General features: G+C 68.7%; 10 protein-coding genes. 9 read left to right on the top strand and 1 reads right to left on the bottom strand.

Translation table 11 applies throughout. The features are described 5' to 3' along the window. The first annotated feature begins 3 nt into the window (after positions 1 to 3). The 9 genes from glk (at position 4) to AC1D29_RS19800 (ending at position 13,134) form a co-directional block, all read left to right on the top strand. Positions 4 to 1,005, top strand: a complete 1,002-nt coding sequence (glk, locus tag AC1D29_RS19760; RefSeq protein WP_477900562.1) for a glucokinase — start codon at positions 4 to 6, stop codon at positions 1,003 to 1,005. A 466-nt stretch (positions 1,006 to 1,471) separates the two neighbouring features. Continuing rightward, entirely contained in the window at positions 1,472 to 4,213 is a 2,742-nt protein-coding gene (locus AC1D29_RS19765) for a TonB-dependent receptor (RefSeq protein ID WP_477900564.1), read from the top strand. An 82-nt stretch (positions 4,214 to 4,295) separates the two neighbouring features. Next, positions 4,296 to 5,813: a tryptophan halogenase family protein gene (locus AC1D29_RS19770; protein WP_477900566.1), complete on the top strand. Its 1,518-nt coding sequence runs from the start codon at positions 4,296 to 4,298 to the stop codon at positions 5,811 to 5,813. A 3-nt stretch (positions 5,814 to 5,816) separates the two neighbouring features. Next, positions 5,817 to 7,346 carry a tryptophan halogenase family protein gene (locus AC1D29_RS19775; protein ID WP_477900568.1) on the top strand — a complete coding sequence of 510 codons (1,530 nt, stop codon included), beginning with the start codon at positions 5,817 to 5,819 and terminating at the stop codon, positions 7,344 to 7,346. A 16-nt stretch (positions 7,347 to 7,362) separates the two neighbouring features. Then, positions 7,363 to 8,862: a tryptophan halogenase family protein gene (locus AC1D29_RS19780; protein WP_477900570.1), complete on the top strand. Its 1,500-nt coding sequence runs from the start codon at positions 7,363 to 7,365 to the stop codon at positions 8,860 to 8,862. A 10-nt stretch (positions 8,863 to 8,872) separates the two neighbouring features. Further along, complete coding sequence (locus AC1D29_RS19785; RefSeq protein WP_477900572.1) at positions 8,873 to 10,156, top strand: alpha-amylase family glycosyl hydrolase; 1,284 nt, start codon at positions 8,873 to 8,875, stop codon at positions 10,154 to 10,156. Beyond that, on the top strand, positions 10,153 to 11,541 hold the full coding sequence (locus AC1D29_RS19790; protein WP_477900574.1) for a glycoside hydrolase family 32 protein: 1,389 nt from the start codon (positions 10,153 to 10,155) through the stop codon (positions 11,539 to 11,541). The genes AC1D29_RS19785 and AC1D29_RS19790 overlap by 4 nt, the downstream gene beginning before the upstream one ends. Then, the gene (locus AC1D29_RS19795) at positions 11,538 to 12,272 is read left to right on the top strand and encodes a sugar nucleotide-binding protein (protein ID WP_477900576.1); all 735 of its coding nucleotides are present in this window, start codon (positions 11,538 to 11,540) and stop codon (positions 12,270 to 12,272) included. Before AC1D29_RS19790 ends, AC1D29_RS19795 begins: the two co-directional genes overlap by 4 nt. Before the next feature lie 22 nt (positions 12,273 to 12,294). After that, positions 12,295 to 13,134 (top strand): PA4780 family RIO1-like protein kinase, encoded by an 840-nt coding sequence (locus AC1D29_RS19800; protein WP_477900578.1) that lies wholly within the window; start codon positions 12,295 to 12,297, stop codon positions 13,132 to 13,134. A 16-nt stretch (positions 13,135 to 13,150) separates the two neighbouring features. On the opposite strand, the gene AC1D29_RS19805 is transcribed toward AC1D29_RS19800, so the two are convergent. Continuing rightward, positions 13,151 to 13,927, bottom strand: coding sequence for a substrate-binding periplasmic protein (locus tag AC1D29_RS19805; protein WP_477900580.1), 777 nt, complete (start codon positions 13,925 to 13,927; stop codon positions 13,151 to 13,153). Positions 13,928 to 13,950 lie beyond the last annotated feature (23 nt).

Genomic DNA, 13,950 nt, shown 5'->3' on the forward strand with positions numbered 1-13,950 from the left:
GGCATGAGCGCCGCCTACCCCTGGCTGGTCGCCGACGTCGGCGGCACCAATGCCCGCTTCGGCACCGTGGCCGGCCCCGGCGCGGCGGTGGAAGACGTGCGCGTGCTGCCGGTCGCGGGTCATGCCGGCCCGGCTGCCGCGGTGCGCGCCTATCTGTCGGGCCAGGCTCCCGGCCGGCCCGCGCCCCGGAGTGCCGCCTTTGCGCTGGCGACGGCGCTGGACGGCGACCACATCGAGCTGACCAACGGCGCGTGGAGCTTCTCGCGAGCGGGCACGCAGGCCGAACTGGGGCTGAGCACGCTGCTGTGCCTGAACGACTTCGAGGCCCAGGCGCTGTCGCTGCCCAAGCTGGGCGAGCATCAGCTGCGTGCCTGGGGCGCGTCGCCACCGGCCGCGCAGGATGTAGCCGTCGGCACCGTGCTGGCCGTCATCGGCCCCGGCACCGGCCTGGGCGTGGGTGGCATCGTGCGCGCGCCCGGGCGCTGGCTGGCACTGCCGGGCGAGGGCGGCCATGCGACGCTGGCGCCGGCGGATGATTTCGAAAGCGCCGTGCTGAGCCAGGCGCGGCGCGAGTTCCCGCATGTGTCGGCCGAGCGCTTCCTGTCGGGCATCGGCCTGCCGGTGCTGTGTCGCGCCGTGGCTGCAGTGCTGGCCGAATCGGGTGCCGGCGAGGACGTCGGCGCGCTGCCGACCGAGCAGATCGTGGCGCGTGGCCTGTCCGGCGAGTCGGCGGCTTGCTCGCGCACGCTGGATCTCTTCTGCGCAATGCTGGGCGGCTTTGCCGGCAACGTGGCGCTAACGCTGGGTTCGCGTGGCGGCGTCTTCATCGGCGGCGGCATCGTGCCGCGCCTGGGCGAGCGTTTCTTCCGGTCCGAGTTCCGCCGCCGCTTCGAGGCCAAGGGTCGCTTCCAGTCATTCCTGGCGGGCATCCCTACGGCCCTCATCACCGACACGCTGGCGGCGCTGTCGGGCGCGTCGCTGGCACTGGAGCAGGCCGACGCCTGACCTGGCGGGCCTGGCTCCGCCCGGCCGCCTGATCGCCCGCGGCGCCACCGGCTGGCACCGCGCGACACCTCCTTCTCACCGCGGCGTTTCGCTGGCCGGTGCCTGCGTGCGCCGGCTGCTTTGCCGTGCCTGCGGGCACCGGGATGTGGATTTGTTCACGCCTTCGGTGCCTGTCGGCTGCTGTCGTGCGAGGCTGTAGTTGCGCTACAAGTTTGCCCAATCTTGGGGCGAACCCGAGCGCTGGAAAGTACGTAAGTATCAAATCCATGCTGGTTTACCCGTGGTATTGGTGCGAAATCGGGTCGCTTCTGCGCAACGTCTAGGGTTTACGCAGGTGCGGAAGAAAATCTAGTTTTGATACAAACCTGGTCGAGACGTTGGGTTCTCGCCCAAGAGATGTGCACCGCCAGCCTCGGCGCGCGCGCTCCGGGCCAAGCCGCTTTCCAATGAACCAGAGGAGACATTCATGACCATGAGCAAAGACAAGCGCGGCGCGGCCGCCGCTGCGTCCTTCCGCATCAGCCCGGTAGCTGTCGGCTGTGCGCTGCTGATCGTTGCCGCAGGCGCGAGCGCGCAACAAGCCGCCACGCCGCAGCAGCTGGAAACGGTGACCGTCACCGGCATCCGCAAGGGCATCGAGGCCGCCATCTCGGTCAAGCGCAACAGCGACTCCATCGTCGAGGCGATCTCCGCGGAAGACATCGGCAAGCTGCCGGACACGTCCATCGCCGAGTCCATCGCCCGCCTGCCCGGCCTGACCGCTCAGCGCGTCAACGGCCGCGCCCAGGAAGTGCAGATCCGCGGTCTGGCCGGCCAGTTCGCGACGACGCTGCTGAACGGCCGCGAGCAGGTCAGCACCGGCGACAACCGTTCCGCCGAGTTCGACCAGTACCCGTCTGAGCTGCTCAGCGGCGTGACCATCTACAAGACCCCCGACGCCGCGCTGGTGGGCCAGGGCCTGTCGGGCACGGTTGACCTGCAGACCGTGCGCCCGCTGTCGTTCTCCGGCCGCACGATGGCCATCAACCTGCGTGGCGAGAAGAACTCGCTGGGCCGCCTGAACCCGGGTGCCGCCAGCGACAAGGGCAGCCGCTTCAGCGTCTCCTACATCGACCAGTTCGCCGACCGCACCGTGGGCGTGGCCCTGGGCTATGCGCGCCTGGATTCGCCCAACCAGAACAACTACTTCCGCAACTGGGGCTACCCGCAGGGCAGCGGCACGATCAACGGCAACACCTACAACGACGTTCGTGTGCCGGGCGGCGTGCAGCTGCGCAACGAGTCGGCCTCGCAGAAGCGCAACGGCCTGATGGGCGTGCTGCAGTGGAAGCCGTCCAAGGACTTCGAGACCGTCGTCGACGCCTATCACTCGACGTATGAGCGCATCGCCTTGCAGCGCGGCTTCGAGGCGGGCCTGGCCTGGTCCGGCGCGACGCTGACCAACCCGGTCGTCGAGGGCGCAACCGCGACGGGTCCCAACACCTTCACCGGTGGTGTGCTGACCAAGGGCGACTATGTCGGCGTCAAGCCGGTGCTGCGCCACGACGTCAACGATCGCGAAGACACCATCTCCGCGCTGGGCTGGAACAGCAAGCTCGTGCTCAGCCCGGCCGTGACGCTGGTGGGCGACCTGAGCTGGTCCAAGGCCAAGCGTGAAGAGTCCATCATGGAGATGTACGCCGGCACCGGCCAGGGCGGCGCGGGCGCCACCGACACGTTCAAGGTCGTGCTGCCCGTGGGCGGTGGCCTGCCCAGCATCACGGCGGGTTTGAACTACGCCGATCCGGCGCTGATCAAGCTGGTGGATTCGGGCGGCTGGGGCCAGGCGGGTTACCTGAAGAAGCCGCAGGTCGAGGACGAGATCAAGGCCGCGCGCGTCTCGGCCAAGTACACGCAGGACTTCGCCATCTTCAGCGGCGCCGAGTTCGGCCTGGGCTTCAACCAGCGCCAGAAGTCTCGCGTCGTGCCGGAATGGTTCATGGACCTGAAGACCTCGCCGACCACCATCCCGGCCAGCATGCTGTCGGACCCCAACAGCATGGCCTACGCGGGCCTGGGCAACTTCATCTCGTATGACGCCCGCGCCGCCGCGGCGCAGTTCTACAACCTGCGCGCCAACCTGGGCAACCACGACATCATCAACAAGGACTGGACGGTCAAGGAAGACATCACGACCGCCTTCGTCAAGGCCGATGTCGACACCGAACTGCTGGGCATGCCTCTGCGCGGCAACTTCGGCGTGCAGGCCATCCACGCGGACCAGAAGTCCAACGCCTTCAGCATCCAGGGCAGCTCGACCAACCCGACGACGCGTGGCACCAAATACACCGACTGGCTGCCCAGCCTGAACCTGTCCTGGCAGGTCGCCAGCAACCAGAACCTGCGCTTCGCCCTGGCCCGCCAGATCACGCGGCCGCGCATGGACGACATGCGTGCCACGCAGTCGTACGGCGTCGACAACCAGCGCGGCATCTGGACCGGCGACGGTGGCAACCCTGAGCTGAAGCCCTGGAAGGCCGACGCGGCCGACCTGTCCTACGAGCTGTACTTCGGCAACAAGGGCTATGTGTCGATCGCGGCCTTCTACAAGGACCTGAAGACCTACATCTACAAGCAGAAGCTGAACATCAACTTCCGCGACCGCTTCGGCACGCTGACGCCTCCGGGCAACATCACGCCGGCATCGGACATCGGCGAGTTCGAGACCCAGGCCAATGGCACGGGCGGCTCGCTGTCGGGCGCCGAATTGGCCGTGTCGTTGCCGCTGCAGCTCGTGACCCCGATGCTGGACGGCTTCGGCGTGCAGCTCGCCTGGGGCCACACGGAAAGCAAGATCTCGCCCTTCGGCCCTGGCGACACCCGCCCGCTGCCGGGCCTGTCGCCCAACACCTACAACCTGACGGCCTACTACGAGAAGTACGGCTTCTCGGCGCGCATCAGCTCGCGCATCCGTGATGGCTTCGTCGGTGAAGTGACGGGCTTCGGCGCGGACCGCACCTTCGAATACGTCAAGAAGGAGAAGGTCACCGACCTGCAGCTCGGCTACGAGTTCCAGAACGGCGCGGCCAAGGGCTTGTCGCTGCTGTTCCAGATCAACAACCTGAACAACGAGCCCTACGTCGAGTACTACAACAACGACCTGACGCAGACCAAGCAGTACACCAAGTACGGCAAGACCTACCTGTTCGGGGTGAACTACAAGTTCTGATCCACCGAACCGGTGCTAGCGTGACAGCCCTTGTCGGAGCAATCCGGCAAGGGTTTTTTTATCCTGATGGGTCGAGCGTGACATGAGCGAGTTTTCGCAGGCGCCGGTGCGGCGCATCGTCATCCTGGGCGGCGGCAGTGCCGGCTGGATGGCGGCCGCCGCCTTGTCCAAGGTGCTGATGGGGCAGGTCGAACTGCATGTCGTCGAGTCCGAGGAGATCGGCACGGTCGGCGTCGGTGAGGCGACGATCCCGCAGATCCGTCAGTTCAATGCCGGCCTGCAACTGGACGAGGCCGAGTTCGTGCGCCAGACCCAGGCCACCTTCAAGCTGGGCATCGAGTTCGTCAACTGGGGCGGGCTGGTTGACCGCTACATGCACAGCTTCGGCGCGGTGGGCCAGGATCTGGGCATGGTGGCCTTCCAGCACTACTGGCTCAAGGCCCGTCGCGACGGGCGGGCGGACGATCTGTCCGCCTACGTCCTGAACACGCTGGCCGCGCGCGCCGGTCGCTTCGCTCCCGAGGCGCACGCGCCGGGGCTGCCGCCCGCACCCCTTCATTTCGCCTACCACTTTGACGCCGGGCTGTACGCGGCCTATCTGCGCCGTCTCAGCGAGGCCGCCGGTGTCCGGCGCCACGAGGGCAGGGTGGTTGACGTGCGCCAGCGCGCGCACGACGGCTTCATCGAATCCCTGCAACTCGCCTCGGGCGAGGTCATCGAGGGCGACCTCTTCATCGATTGCTCGGGCTTTCGCGGCCTGCTGATCGAGGAGGTGCTCAAGACCGGCTACGTCGACTGGTCGCAATGGCTGCCCATGGACCGCGCCGTCGCCGTGCCCTGCGAATCGGCCGGCCCACCGCCGCCGTACACGCGCGCCACGGCGCATGGCGCCGGCTGGCAATGGCGCATTCCGCTGCAGCATCGCGTGGGCAACGGCCATGTGTATTGCAGCCGATTCATCAGCGATGACGAAGCCACCGCGGTGCTGCTGGGCAATCTGGAGGGCCGGCCCCTCGCCGACCCGCGGCCGCTGCGCTTCACGACCGGCAAGCGGCGCCAGCTGTGGCACAAGAATGTCGTTGCGATGGGCCTGGCCAGCGGTTTCCTGGAGCCGTTGGAGTCCACCAGCCTGTACCTGGTGCAGTCCGGCATCTCGCGGTTGATCCAGTTCTTTCCGCATGCCGGTTTCTCGCAGGCCGACATCGATGCCCACAACCGCCAGGCGGACGAGGAGTTCGAGCGCGTGCGCGACTTCATCATCCTGCACTACAAGGCCACCGAGCGCGACGACAGCCCGCTGTGGCGCCATTGCCGCGACATGGCCGTGCCCGAGTCGCTGCAACACAAGCTGGACTTGTTCCGCCACACCGGCCGCATCCTGCGCGCGCCGCAGGACATTTTCACCGAGGTCAGCTGGCTGCAGGTCCTGCAGGGCCAGCGGCTTCAGCCCCGCGCCTACCATCCGCTGGCCGACCTGCTGAGCGCCGACGAGGCCGCGCATTTCGTTGCCGGCGTGGGCGACGCGGTGCGCCGCCAGGTGGCCAGCCTGCCACTGCACCAGGACTTCATCCGCGCGCACTGCGCCGCGCCCCAGGCCTAACCCATGTCCGATTCCCTGCTCCAAGACATCGTCATCGTCGGCGGCGGCACCGCCGGCTGGATGACCGCCGCGGCCTTGTCGACGGTGCTGCGCGGCCGCTACCGCATCCGCGTCGTCGAGTCCGATGAGATCGGCATCGTCGGCGTGGGCGAGGCGACCATCCCCATGATCCAGCGCTTCAACCGCATCGTCGGTATCGACGAGAACGAGTTCATGCGCGAGACCCAGGGCAGCTTCAAGCTGGGCATCGAGTTCGTGAACTGGGGTCGGCTGGGCGAGCGCTACATGCACGGCTTCGGCCGGCTGGGGCAGGATCTGTGGACCGTGCCCTTCGAGCAGTACTGGCATCGCATGCGCGCGCTGGGCCGCGCGCAGCCGCTGGAGAACTACTCCATCACGCGCATGGCGAGCCTGGCCAACAAGTTCATGCCGCCGCGCACGGACCTGGGCAACTCGCCGCTGGCGGACATCGCCTACGCCTACCACTTCGACGCCAGCCTCTTCGCCCGCTACCTGCGCAAGCGCAGCGAGGCGCGGGGCGTGTTGCGCACCGAAGGCAGGATCACCCATGCCACGCGCCGCAGCGAGGGCGCGAATGCCGCTCTGGCGGGCCATGTCGACGCCGTCGTGCTGGAAAGCGGCGAACGCATCGAAGGGGATCTCTTCATCGACTGCTCGGGCTTTCGCGGCCTGCTCATCGAGCAGACGCTGCAGACAGGCTACGAGGACTGGACGCACTGGCTGCCCTGCGATCGCGCGCTGGCGGTGCCCTGCGAGTCGGTCGCGCCGCTGACACCCTACACCCGCTCGACGGCGCATCGCGCGGGCTGGCAGTGGCGCATCCCGCTGCAGCACCGCACCGGCAACGGCCACGTTTACAGCAGCACGCACGTGTCCGACGACGAGGCTGCCGCGACGCTGCTGAGCCACCTCGACGGCAAGCCGCTGGCCGACCCGCGGCTGATCAAATTCCGTACCGGCATGCGCCGGCTGGCGTGGCACCAGAACGTGGTCGCCATCGGCCTGTCCAGCGGCTTCCTGGAGCCGCTGGAGTCGACCTCCATCCACCTGATCCAGTCGGCCATCCAGCAGCTCATCGACTTCTTCCCCGACCGCGGTTTCAACCCCGTGGACATCGAGGCGTTCAATCGCCAGAGCCGTTTCCACTACGAACGCATCCGCGACTTCGTCATCCTGCACTACCACCTCAACCAGCGCGAGGACTCGGAGTTCTGGAAGGCCTGCGCCCACATGCAGATACCGCAGACGCTGCAGGAGAAGATCGACCTCTACCGCGGGCATGGCCGCCTGTTCCGCTTCAACAACGAGCTCTTCACGGAGGTCGGTTGGCTGCAGGTCATGGAGGGCCAGAACCTCGTGCCGCAACGCCACCACCCGCTGGCCGAGTTGCAGCCCGACGCCGAGACGCACGAGTACCTGGAGAGCGTGCGCCAGGTGATCGCCAAATGCGTGGCCGTGATGCCCGGCCATGCCGAGTACATCGCCGCTAATTGCGCGGCCCCGCGGGGCTAGCCACGTCGACCCCGCCATGGCGCCGCTGATCCAGGACATCGTCATCGTCGGCGGCGGCACCGCCGGCTGGATGACGGCGCTGGGCCTCGCCACGGTGGTTGGCGACCGCTACCGCATCCGCGTCGTCGAGTCCGACGAGATCGGCATCGTCGGCGTGGGCGAGGCCACCATCCCGCTGATCCAGCGCTTCAATCGCATCGTCGGCATCGCCGAGAGCGACTTCCTGCGTGAGACCGGTGGCACCTTCAAGCTGGGTATCGAGTTCGTCAACTGGGGTCGCCTGGGCGACCGCTACATGCACGGCTTCGGCCGCGTCGGCCAGGACTTGTGGACCGTCGGCTTCGAGCAGTACTGGCATCGCATGCGCAGCCTGGGCCGGGCGCGGCCGTTGGGCGACTACGCGATCACGCAAATGGCCGCGCGCGCCAACCGCTTCATGCCGGCGCGGCCCGAGCCGGCCAATTCGCCGCTGGCCGACATCGCCTACGCCTACCACTTCGACGCCGGCCGTTATGCGCGCTACCTGCGCCGCCTGGCCGAGGCGCGCGGTGTGCGGCGCACGCAGGGACGCATCACGCATGCGACGCAGGGCGCGTCGGGCGATGTCGATGCGGTGGTGCTGGAGAGTGGCGAGCGCATCGAGGGCGACCTCTTCATCGACTGCTCGGGCTTTCGCGCGCTGCTGATCGAGCAGACGCTGCAGACCGGCTTGGACGACTGGAGCCACTGGCTGCCCTGCGACCGCGCGCTGGCCGTGCCGTGTGAGTCGGTCGCGCCGCTGACGCCCTACACCCGCTCCACCGCCCACCGCGCCGGTTGGCAGTGGCGCATCCCGCTGCAGCACCGCATCGGCAACGGCCATGTCTATTGCAGCGCTCACGTCAGCGACGACGAGGCCGCGGCCACCTTGCTGGCGAATCTGGACGGCAAGCCGCTGGCCGACCCGCGCCCGCTGCGCTTCAAGGCCGGCATGCGGCGCAAGACCTGGAACCGCAACGTCATCGCCATCGGCCTGGCCGGTGGCTTCCTGGAGCCGCTGGAGTCCACCAGCATCCACCTGGTCCAGCAGACCATCCAGCTGCTGATCGAGTTCTTCCCCGACCGTGGCTTCAGCGCGGCCGACATCGCCGAGTTCAATGCGCAGAGCCGCTTCCACTGGGAGCGCATCCGCGATTTCATCGTGCTGCACTACCACGTGAACCAGCGCGACGACGCCCCCTTCTGGCGCGACTGCGCGGCCATGCCGGTGCCCGATTCGCTGCGCGACAAGATCGAGCTCTACAAGGCCCATGGCCGCGTGTTCCGCTTCAACAGCGAGCTGTTCACCGAGACCGCCTGGCTGCAAGTCATGGCCGGGCAGAACCTTTTGCCCCGGAGCTTCCACCCCTTCGCCGCGCTGCAGCCCGAGGACCGCGTGCACGACTACCTTGAGGCCGTGCACCGCGCCGTCGCCGCCGGCGTGGCGCTGATGCCCGACCACGCCGACTACATCGCCCGCCACTGCGGGGCATTTTGACGAGGACCCCATGCCCACCCGCCGCACCGTGCTGACCGCCGCCACTGCCCTTGCCCTGCCCACGATGAACGCCACCGCTGCCGACATGCCCCATCAGCCCTGGTCCCGCCAGGCCGTCATCTACCAGATCAACGTGCGCCAGTACTCCCAGGCGGGCACGTTCAAGGCCGTGCAGGCCGACCTGCCGCGGCTCAAGAAGCTGGGTGTCGACATCCTGTGGCTGATGCCCGTGCAGCCCATCGGCAAGCTCAACCGCAAGGGCACGCTGGGCAGCTACTACTCGATCAGCGACTACACGGCCGTGAACCCCGAGTTCGGCACGCTGGCCGATGCCAAGGCCTTCGTCGCCGCGGCCCACAAGCTGGGCCTGAAGGTCATCCTGGACTGGGTGGCCAACCACACGGCCTGGGACCACCCCTGGGCCACGGCACACAAGGACTGGTTCAAGCTCAATGCCAAGGGCGAGGTCTACGCGGTCACCTTCAACGAGGGTCAGCCCAGCGAGGAGCATTGGGACGACGTCATCGCGCTGAACTACCAGAGCGCGGGCCTGCGCGACGCGATGGTCGAGGCGATGAAGTTCTGGGTGCGCGAGACGGGGCTGGACGGCTTCCGCTGTGACGTGGCCAGCCTGGTGCCGACCGACTTCTGGGTGCGCGCGCGCCAGGAGCTGGACGCTGTGAAGCCCATGTTCATGTTGGCCGAGTCCGACGCCATCGAACTGCACAGCAGCGGCGCCTTCGACATGACCTACTCGTGGGACCTGGCCGACCAGGTGTTCAAGAAGATCGGCAAGGGCGAGGCGGGCGGGCCGCTGTTGCGCGATTGGCTGGCCAGGCAGCCTGCGGGCTACCCGGCCCACGCCTACCGCATGCGCTTCACCAGCAACCACGACTTCAACTCCTGGCACGGCACCGATGCCGACCTGTACGGCGACGCCTACCCGGCCTTGGCGGTGCTGACGTTCACGCTGCCGGGCATGCCGCTGATCTACAACGGCCAGGAGTCGCGGCTGACCAAGAAGCTGGCGTTCTTCGAGAAGGACGCCATCGCCTGGAAGACCTACGAGCTGACGGGCTTCTACCAGCAGCTCACCGCGCTCAAGCACAAGCACCCGGCGCTGGCCGCCGGCCAGTACGGCGCGCCAGTCACGCTGCTGGACAGCCCGCCGGATGTCGTCGCCTTCGAGCGCCGGCAGGGCAAGGACGTCGTGCGCGTGGCCGTCAACCTGTCCAAGAGCGAGCAGACCTGGCAGGGCCACAAGCTCAAGCCCTGGGGCTGGCATCTGTCGTGACCGACCACCGGCCCCGCTACCACTTCGCCGCGCGGCAGCATTGGATCAACGATCCCAACGGGCTCGTGTTCGACGCGGCCACGGGGCTCTACCACCTGTTCTTCCAGCACAACCCCTTCGGCAACGAGTGGGGCCACATGAGCTGGGGCCATGCGACCAGCGTCGACCTGCTGCACTGGACGGAACTGCCGCTGGCCATCCCCGAGGACGAGCGCGTCTCGATCTTCTCGGGCAGCATCGTCATCGATCATGACGACACGGCCGGCTTTGGCGCCGGTGCCTGGGTGGCCTGCTACACCGGCTGCCTGCGCCGGCCCGAAGGCGGGCAAGCCCAGGAGCTGGCCTACAGCCGCGACGCCGGCCTGACGTGGACGAAGTTCGCCGGCAACCCGGTGCTGGACCTCGGCCTGCGCGAGTTCCGCGACCCCAAGGTGTTCTGGCATGCCGGCACCGGCCGCTGGGTCATGGCCGTCATGCTGCCGGACGAGCACCGCGTGGCCTTCTACGCCAGCGCCAACCTGCGCGAGTGGACGCTGCTCAGCCATTTCGGCCCGGCCGGTGAGACGCGGGCGATCTGGGAATGCCCCGACCTGATCCACTTCGCCGCCCAGGACCGCTGGCTGCTGAAGGTCGACACCTTCGCGGGCCACCCGGCCGGCAGCGGCGCGCAGGTCTGGGTCGGGCGCTTCGACGGCACCCGCTTCACCGCCGAGACCGAGGCCGCCTGGGCCGACCATGGCAGCGACTTCTACGCGGCCCTGTCCTTCGCCGGCCTGCCGGCGGGCCGGCCGCCCGTCTGGCTGGCCTGGATGAACCAGCATGCCTATGCCAAGGCCACGCCCACGGCGCCGTGGCGTGGCGCGATGACGCTGCCGCGCGAGCTGTCCCTCGTGCAGACGGCGGCCGGCTGGCGGCTCGCACAGGCGCCCATTGCGACCGAGCGCCTGCGGGGCGAGCCGCGCTACCTGGTGGGCGCCGGCGTCATGGCCGAGGCGGGTGCGAGCTGCGAATTGCGCTGGGAGCTGGACCCGGGCGACGCGGCCACTTCCACGCTCAACCTGCGCTGCGGCGCCGACGGCCAGTACACCGAGGTCGGCATCGATCACCGCCGCGGCCTCGTCTGGGTCGACCGCAGCCGCAGCGGTACGCTCGTCGACGCGGCACACTGGGCCGGCCGGCGCGAGCAGGCCTGGGCCGGCGCGTGCGGGCCGCTGGTACTGCGGGTCTTCGTCGATCGCTGCTCCGTCGAGGTCTTCTCCGGCGACGGCCTCGTCTCGCTGACCGAACTCATCTTCCCGGCCGACACGAGCGGCGACGTCGCCGTGCTGGCCCAGGGCGGCGCGTGGACGCGCGCCGTGCTGACCTGCTGGACCCTGAACCCATGAACATCCTGATCACCGGCATGAACGGCACGCTGGCCCCGCGGCTGGCCGAGGCGGCGCGCGCGGCGGGCCATACCGTCACGACCTGGGACCGCGCCGCCGTGAACCCCGACGACGAGAAGCTGGCGGGTGCGTGGTTGTCCGCGCAGTCGGTGGACGCCATCGCCCACCTGGGCATGGCCCCGGCGCGGTTCGCCGGCTGGCTGGCGTCGCGCTGCCCGAACTTCCTGTTCACGAGCACGGTCATGGTCTTCGACCACGAGCCCGACGGTCCGCACGACGTGGCCGATGCGCGCACCGCCAAGGACGACTACGGCCGCTACAAGATAGCCTGCGAGGACGCGGTGCTGCTGGCCAACGAGCGGCCCGTCATCGCCCGCATCGGCTGGCAGATCGACGAGACCCGGCCCGGCAACAACATGCTGCTGACGCTGGACGAGTGGCAGCAGCGCGATGGCTGCGTCAAGGCGAGCAGCGCCTGGACGCCGGCCTGCTCCTTCATGACCGACACGGCCACGGCCTTGCTGGGCCTGATCGAGCGGCCGCTGCCCGGCGTCCACCACCTGGACAGCAATGCCGACGAGGCCTGGCGCTTCGACGAGCTGGCCCGTGCGCTGGCCCGCAAGTTCGGCCGCGACTGGCGCGTCGAGCCGAACGAGGACTACCGACACGACCAGCGCCTGGTCGGCGGGCCCAGTGGCCTGCCGCCGCTGTCCGCCCGGCTGACCCGGTAGCGGCGGGCCCGACAATCGGGCCATGAAAGCACCCCCACGCCTGCAGGCACTGATGGACGAAGGCCTGATCGACAGCGTCGTGCGGCAGCTCAAGAGCGGCAAGGAAGCCGATGTCTACGTCGTGCGCTGCGGCGACGAAACTTGCGCCGCCAAGGTCTACAAGGAGGCCAACAAGCGGGGCTTTCGCCAGGCCGTCGACTACACGGAGAACCGCAAGGTGCGCAACAGCCGCCAGGCCCGCGCGATGAGCAAGCGCACCGCCTACGGCCGCCAGCAGCAGGAGGCCGCCTGGCAGAGCGCCGAGGTCGACGCGCTGTACCGCCTGGCCGCGGCCGGCGTGCGCGTGCCGCAGCCGGGCAACTTCCACGACGGCGTGCTGCTGATGGAGCTGGTGGCCGACGCGCAGGGCGACGCCGCGCCGCGCCTGAACGACCTGAGCTTCAGCGACGCCGAGGCCGGGCAGCACCATGCCACGCTGATCGACGAGGTGGTGCGCATGCTGTGCGCCGGCGTCATCCACGGCGACCTGTCGGAGTTCAACGTGCTGCTGGCCGCCGACGGGCCGGTCATCATCGACCTGCCGCAGGCCGTGGATGCGGCCGGCAACAACCACGCGCCGCGCATGCTGCTGCGCGACGTCGACAACCTGCGCAACTTCTTCGGCCAGTACGCACCGGCGCTGCTGAAGACGCAGTACGGCCCCGAGATCTGGGCGCTGTACGCGGCCGGCCTGCTGGTGCCCGGCATGCCGTTGACGGGACGTTACGAGCACAAGGCCGGCGAGGTGGACTTGTCCGGCGTGCTGCGCGAGATCGAGGATGCACGGCTGGAAGAGGCGGCGCGCTTGCTGCGCATGAGTTGACCGGGGCCTCAGTGCGCTAGACGGGCTCTCCCGGCTGCAGCCACAGCTCGCGGCGATTCAGCGGCGTGTCGGGCGGCAGCAGCGGGTTCTTCAGCCTCAGCACGCGGTCACGGCTGACCGGGTGGGCCCGCATCTGCGGGCCGAAGTGCTCAAGGTGCAGCTGCTGCAGCGTGCCGTCGGTCACCGCCTTTTCCAGCCCGACTCGCAGCAGCTCGGCCAGCTCGGGCCGCTGCGGCGACACGAACAGATAGGCCGCCGTCGGGTAGTGCAGCATCAGGTTGGGCACCACTGCCAGGTCGGGGTGGCGGTTGTCGGCCAGCTCGGCGTCCACCTCGAACACAGCGCGCGGAAAGTAGTCGAAGCGTCCCGAGGACAGCATGCGGAACAGCGCGTCATAGCCGCTGCTGGTGCTGACCTGCAACCCGTTGGCGCGCAGGATGGCCGTGTCGGGCCAGTCATGGCCCTGGCCGGCCACGCGTTGCTTCAGCTCGTCCAGGCTGCGCAGCTGGGCCCAGCCTGGCAGGTCGGCCTTGCGCACCAGCAGCACGCGCCAACCCATCAGGCCGCGGTCGATGGGAATGCGAATCGGCAAGACGCCCGACGACTCCCGTTCGCGGTCGGTCATCGTCCACATCACGTCGATGGGGCTGCCGCCGCGCGCCAGTTCCACCAGGCTGCGGCCCTGGTACATCTGCAGGTTCACCAGCTGCACGTCGCCATGGGCGCCGGCCCGCTCCAGCCCCAGCAGCACGAGCCGGCGCACATAGGGCAGCTGCGGGTCGGCGGTGCTCATGTGCCGGGGCAGCCACACGCGCA

The sequence above is a fragment of the Roseateles sp. P1_C6 genome (genome assembly GCF_056406315.1).

What these genes read in the sequence shown, in the direction of transcription:
- glk (WP_477900562.1), top strand. Translation starts at nt 4, where the DNA reads ATGAGCGCCGCCTACCCCTGGCTGGTCGCCGACGTCGGCGGCACCAAT.
- AC1D29_RS19765 (WP_477900564.1), top strand. Translation starts at nt 1,472, where the DNA reads ATGACCATGAGCAAAGACAAGCGCGGCGCGGCCGCCGCTGCGTCCTTC.
- AC1D29_RS19770 (WP_477900566.1), top strand. Translation starts at nt 4,296, where the DNA reads ATGAGCGAGTTTTCGCAGGCGCCGGTGCGGCGCATCGTCATCCTGGGC.
- AC1D29_RS19775 (WP_477900568.1), top strand. Translation starts at nt 5,817, where the DNA reads ATGTCCGATTCCCTGCTCCAAGACATCGTCATCGTCGGCGGCGGCACC.
- AC1D29_RS19780 (WP_477900570.1), top strand. Translation starts at nt 7,363, where the DNA reads ATGGCGCCGCTGATCCAGGACATCGTCATCGTCGGCGGCGGCACCGCC.
- AC1D29_RS19785 (WP_477900572.1), top strand. Translation starts at nt 8,873, where the DNA reads ATGCCCACCCGCCGCACCGTGCTGACCGCCGCCACTGCCCTTGCCCTG.
- AC1D29_RS19795 (WP_477900576.1), top strand. Translation starts at nt 11,538, where the DNA reads ATGAACATCCTGATCACCGGCATGAACGGCACGCTGGCCCCGCGGCTG.
- AC1D29_RS19800 (WP_477900578.1), top strand. Translation starts at nt 12,295, where the DNA reads ATGAAAGCACCCCCACGCCTGCAGGCACTGATGGACGAAGGCCTGATC.
- AC1D29_RS19805 (WP_477900580.1), bottom strand. Translation starts at nt 13,927, where the DNA reads ATGAGCACCGCCGACCCGCAGCTGCCCTATGTGCGCCGGCTCGTGCTG.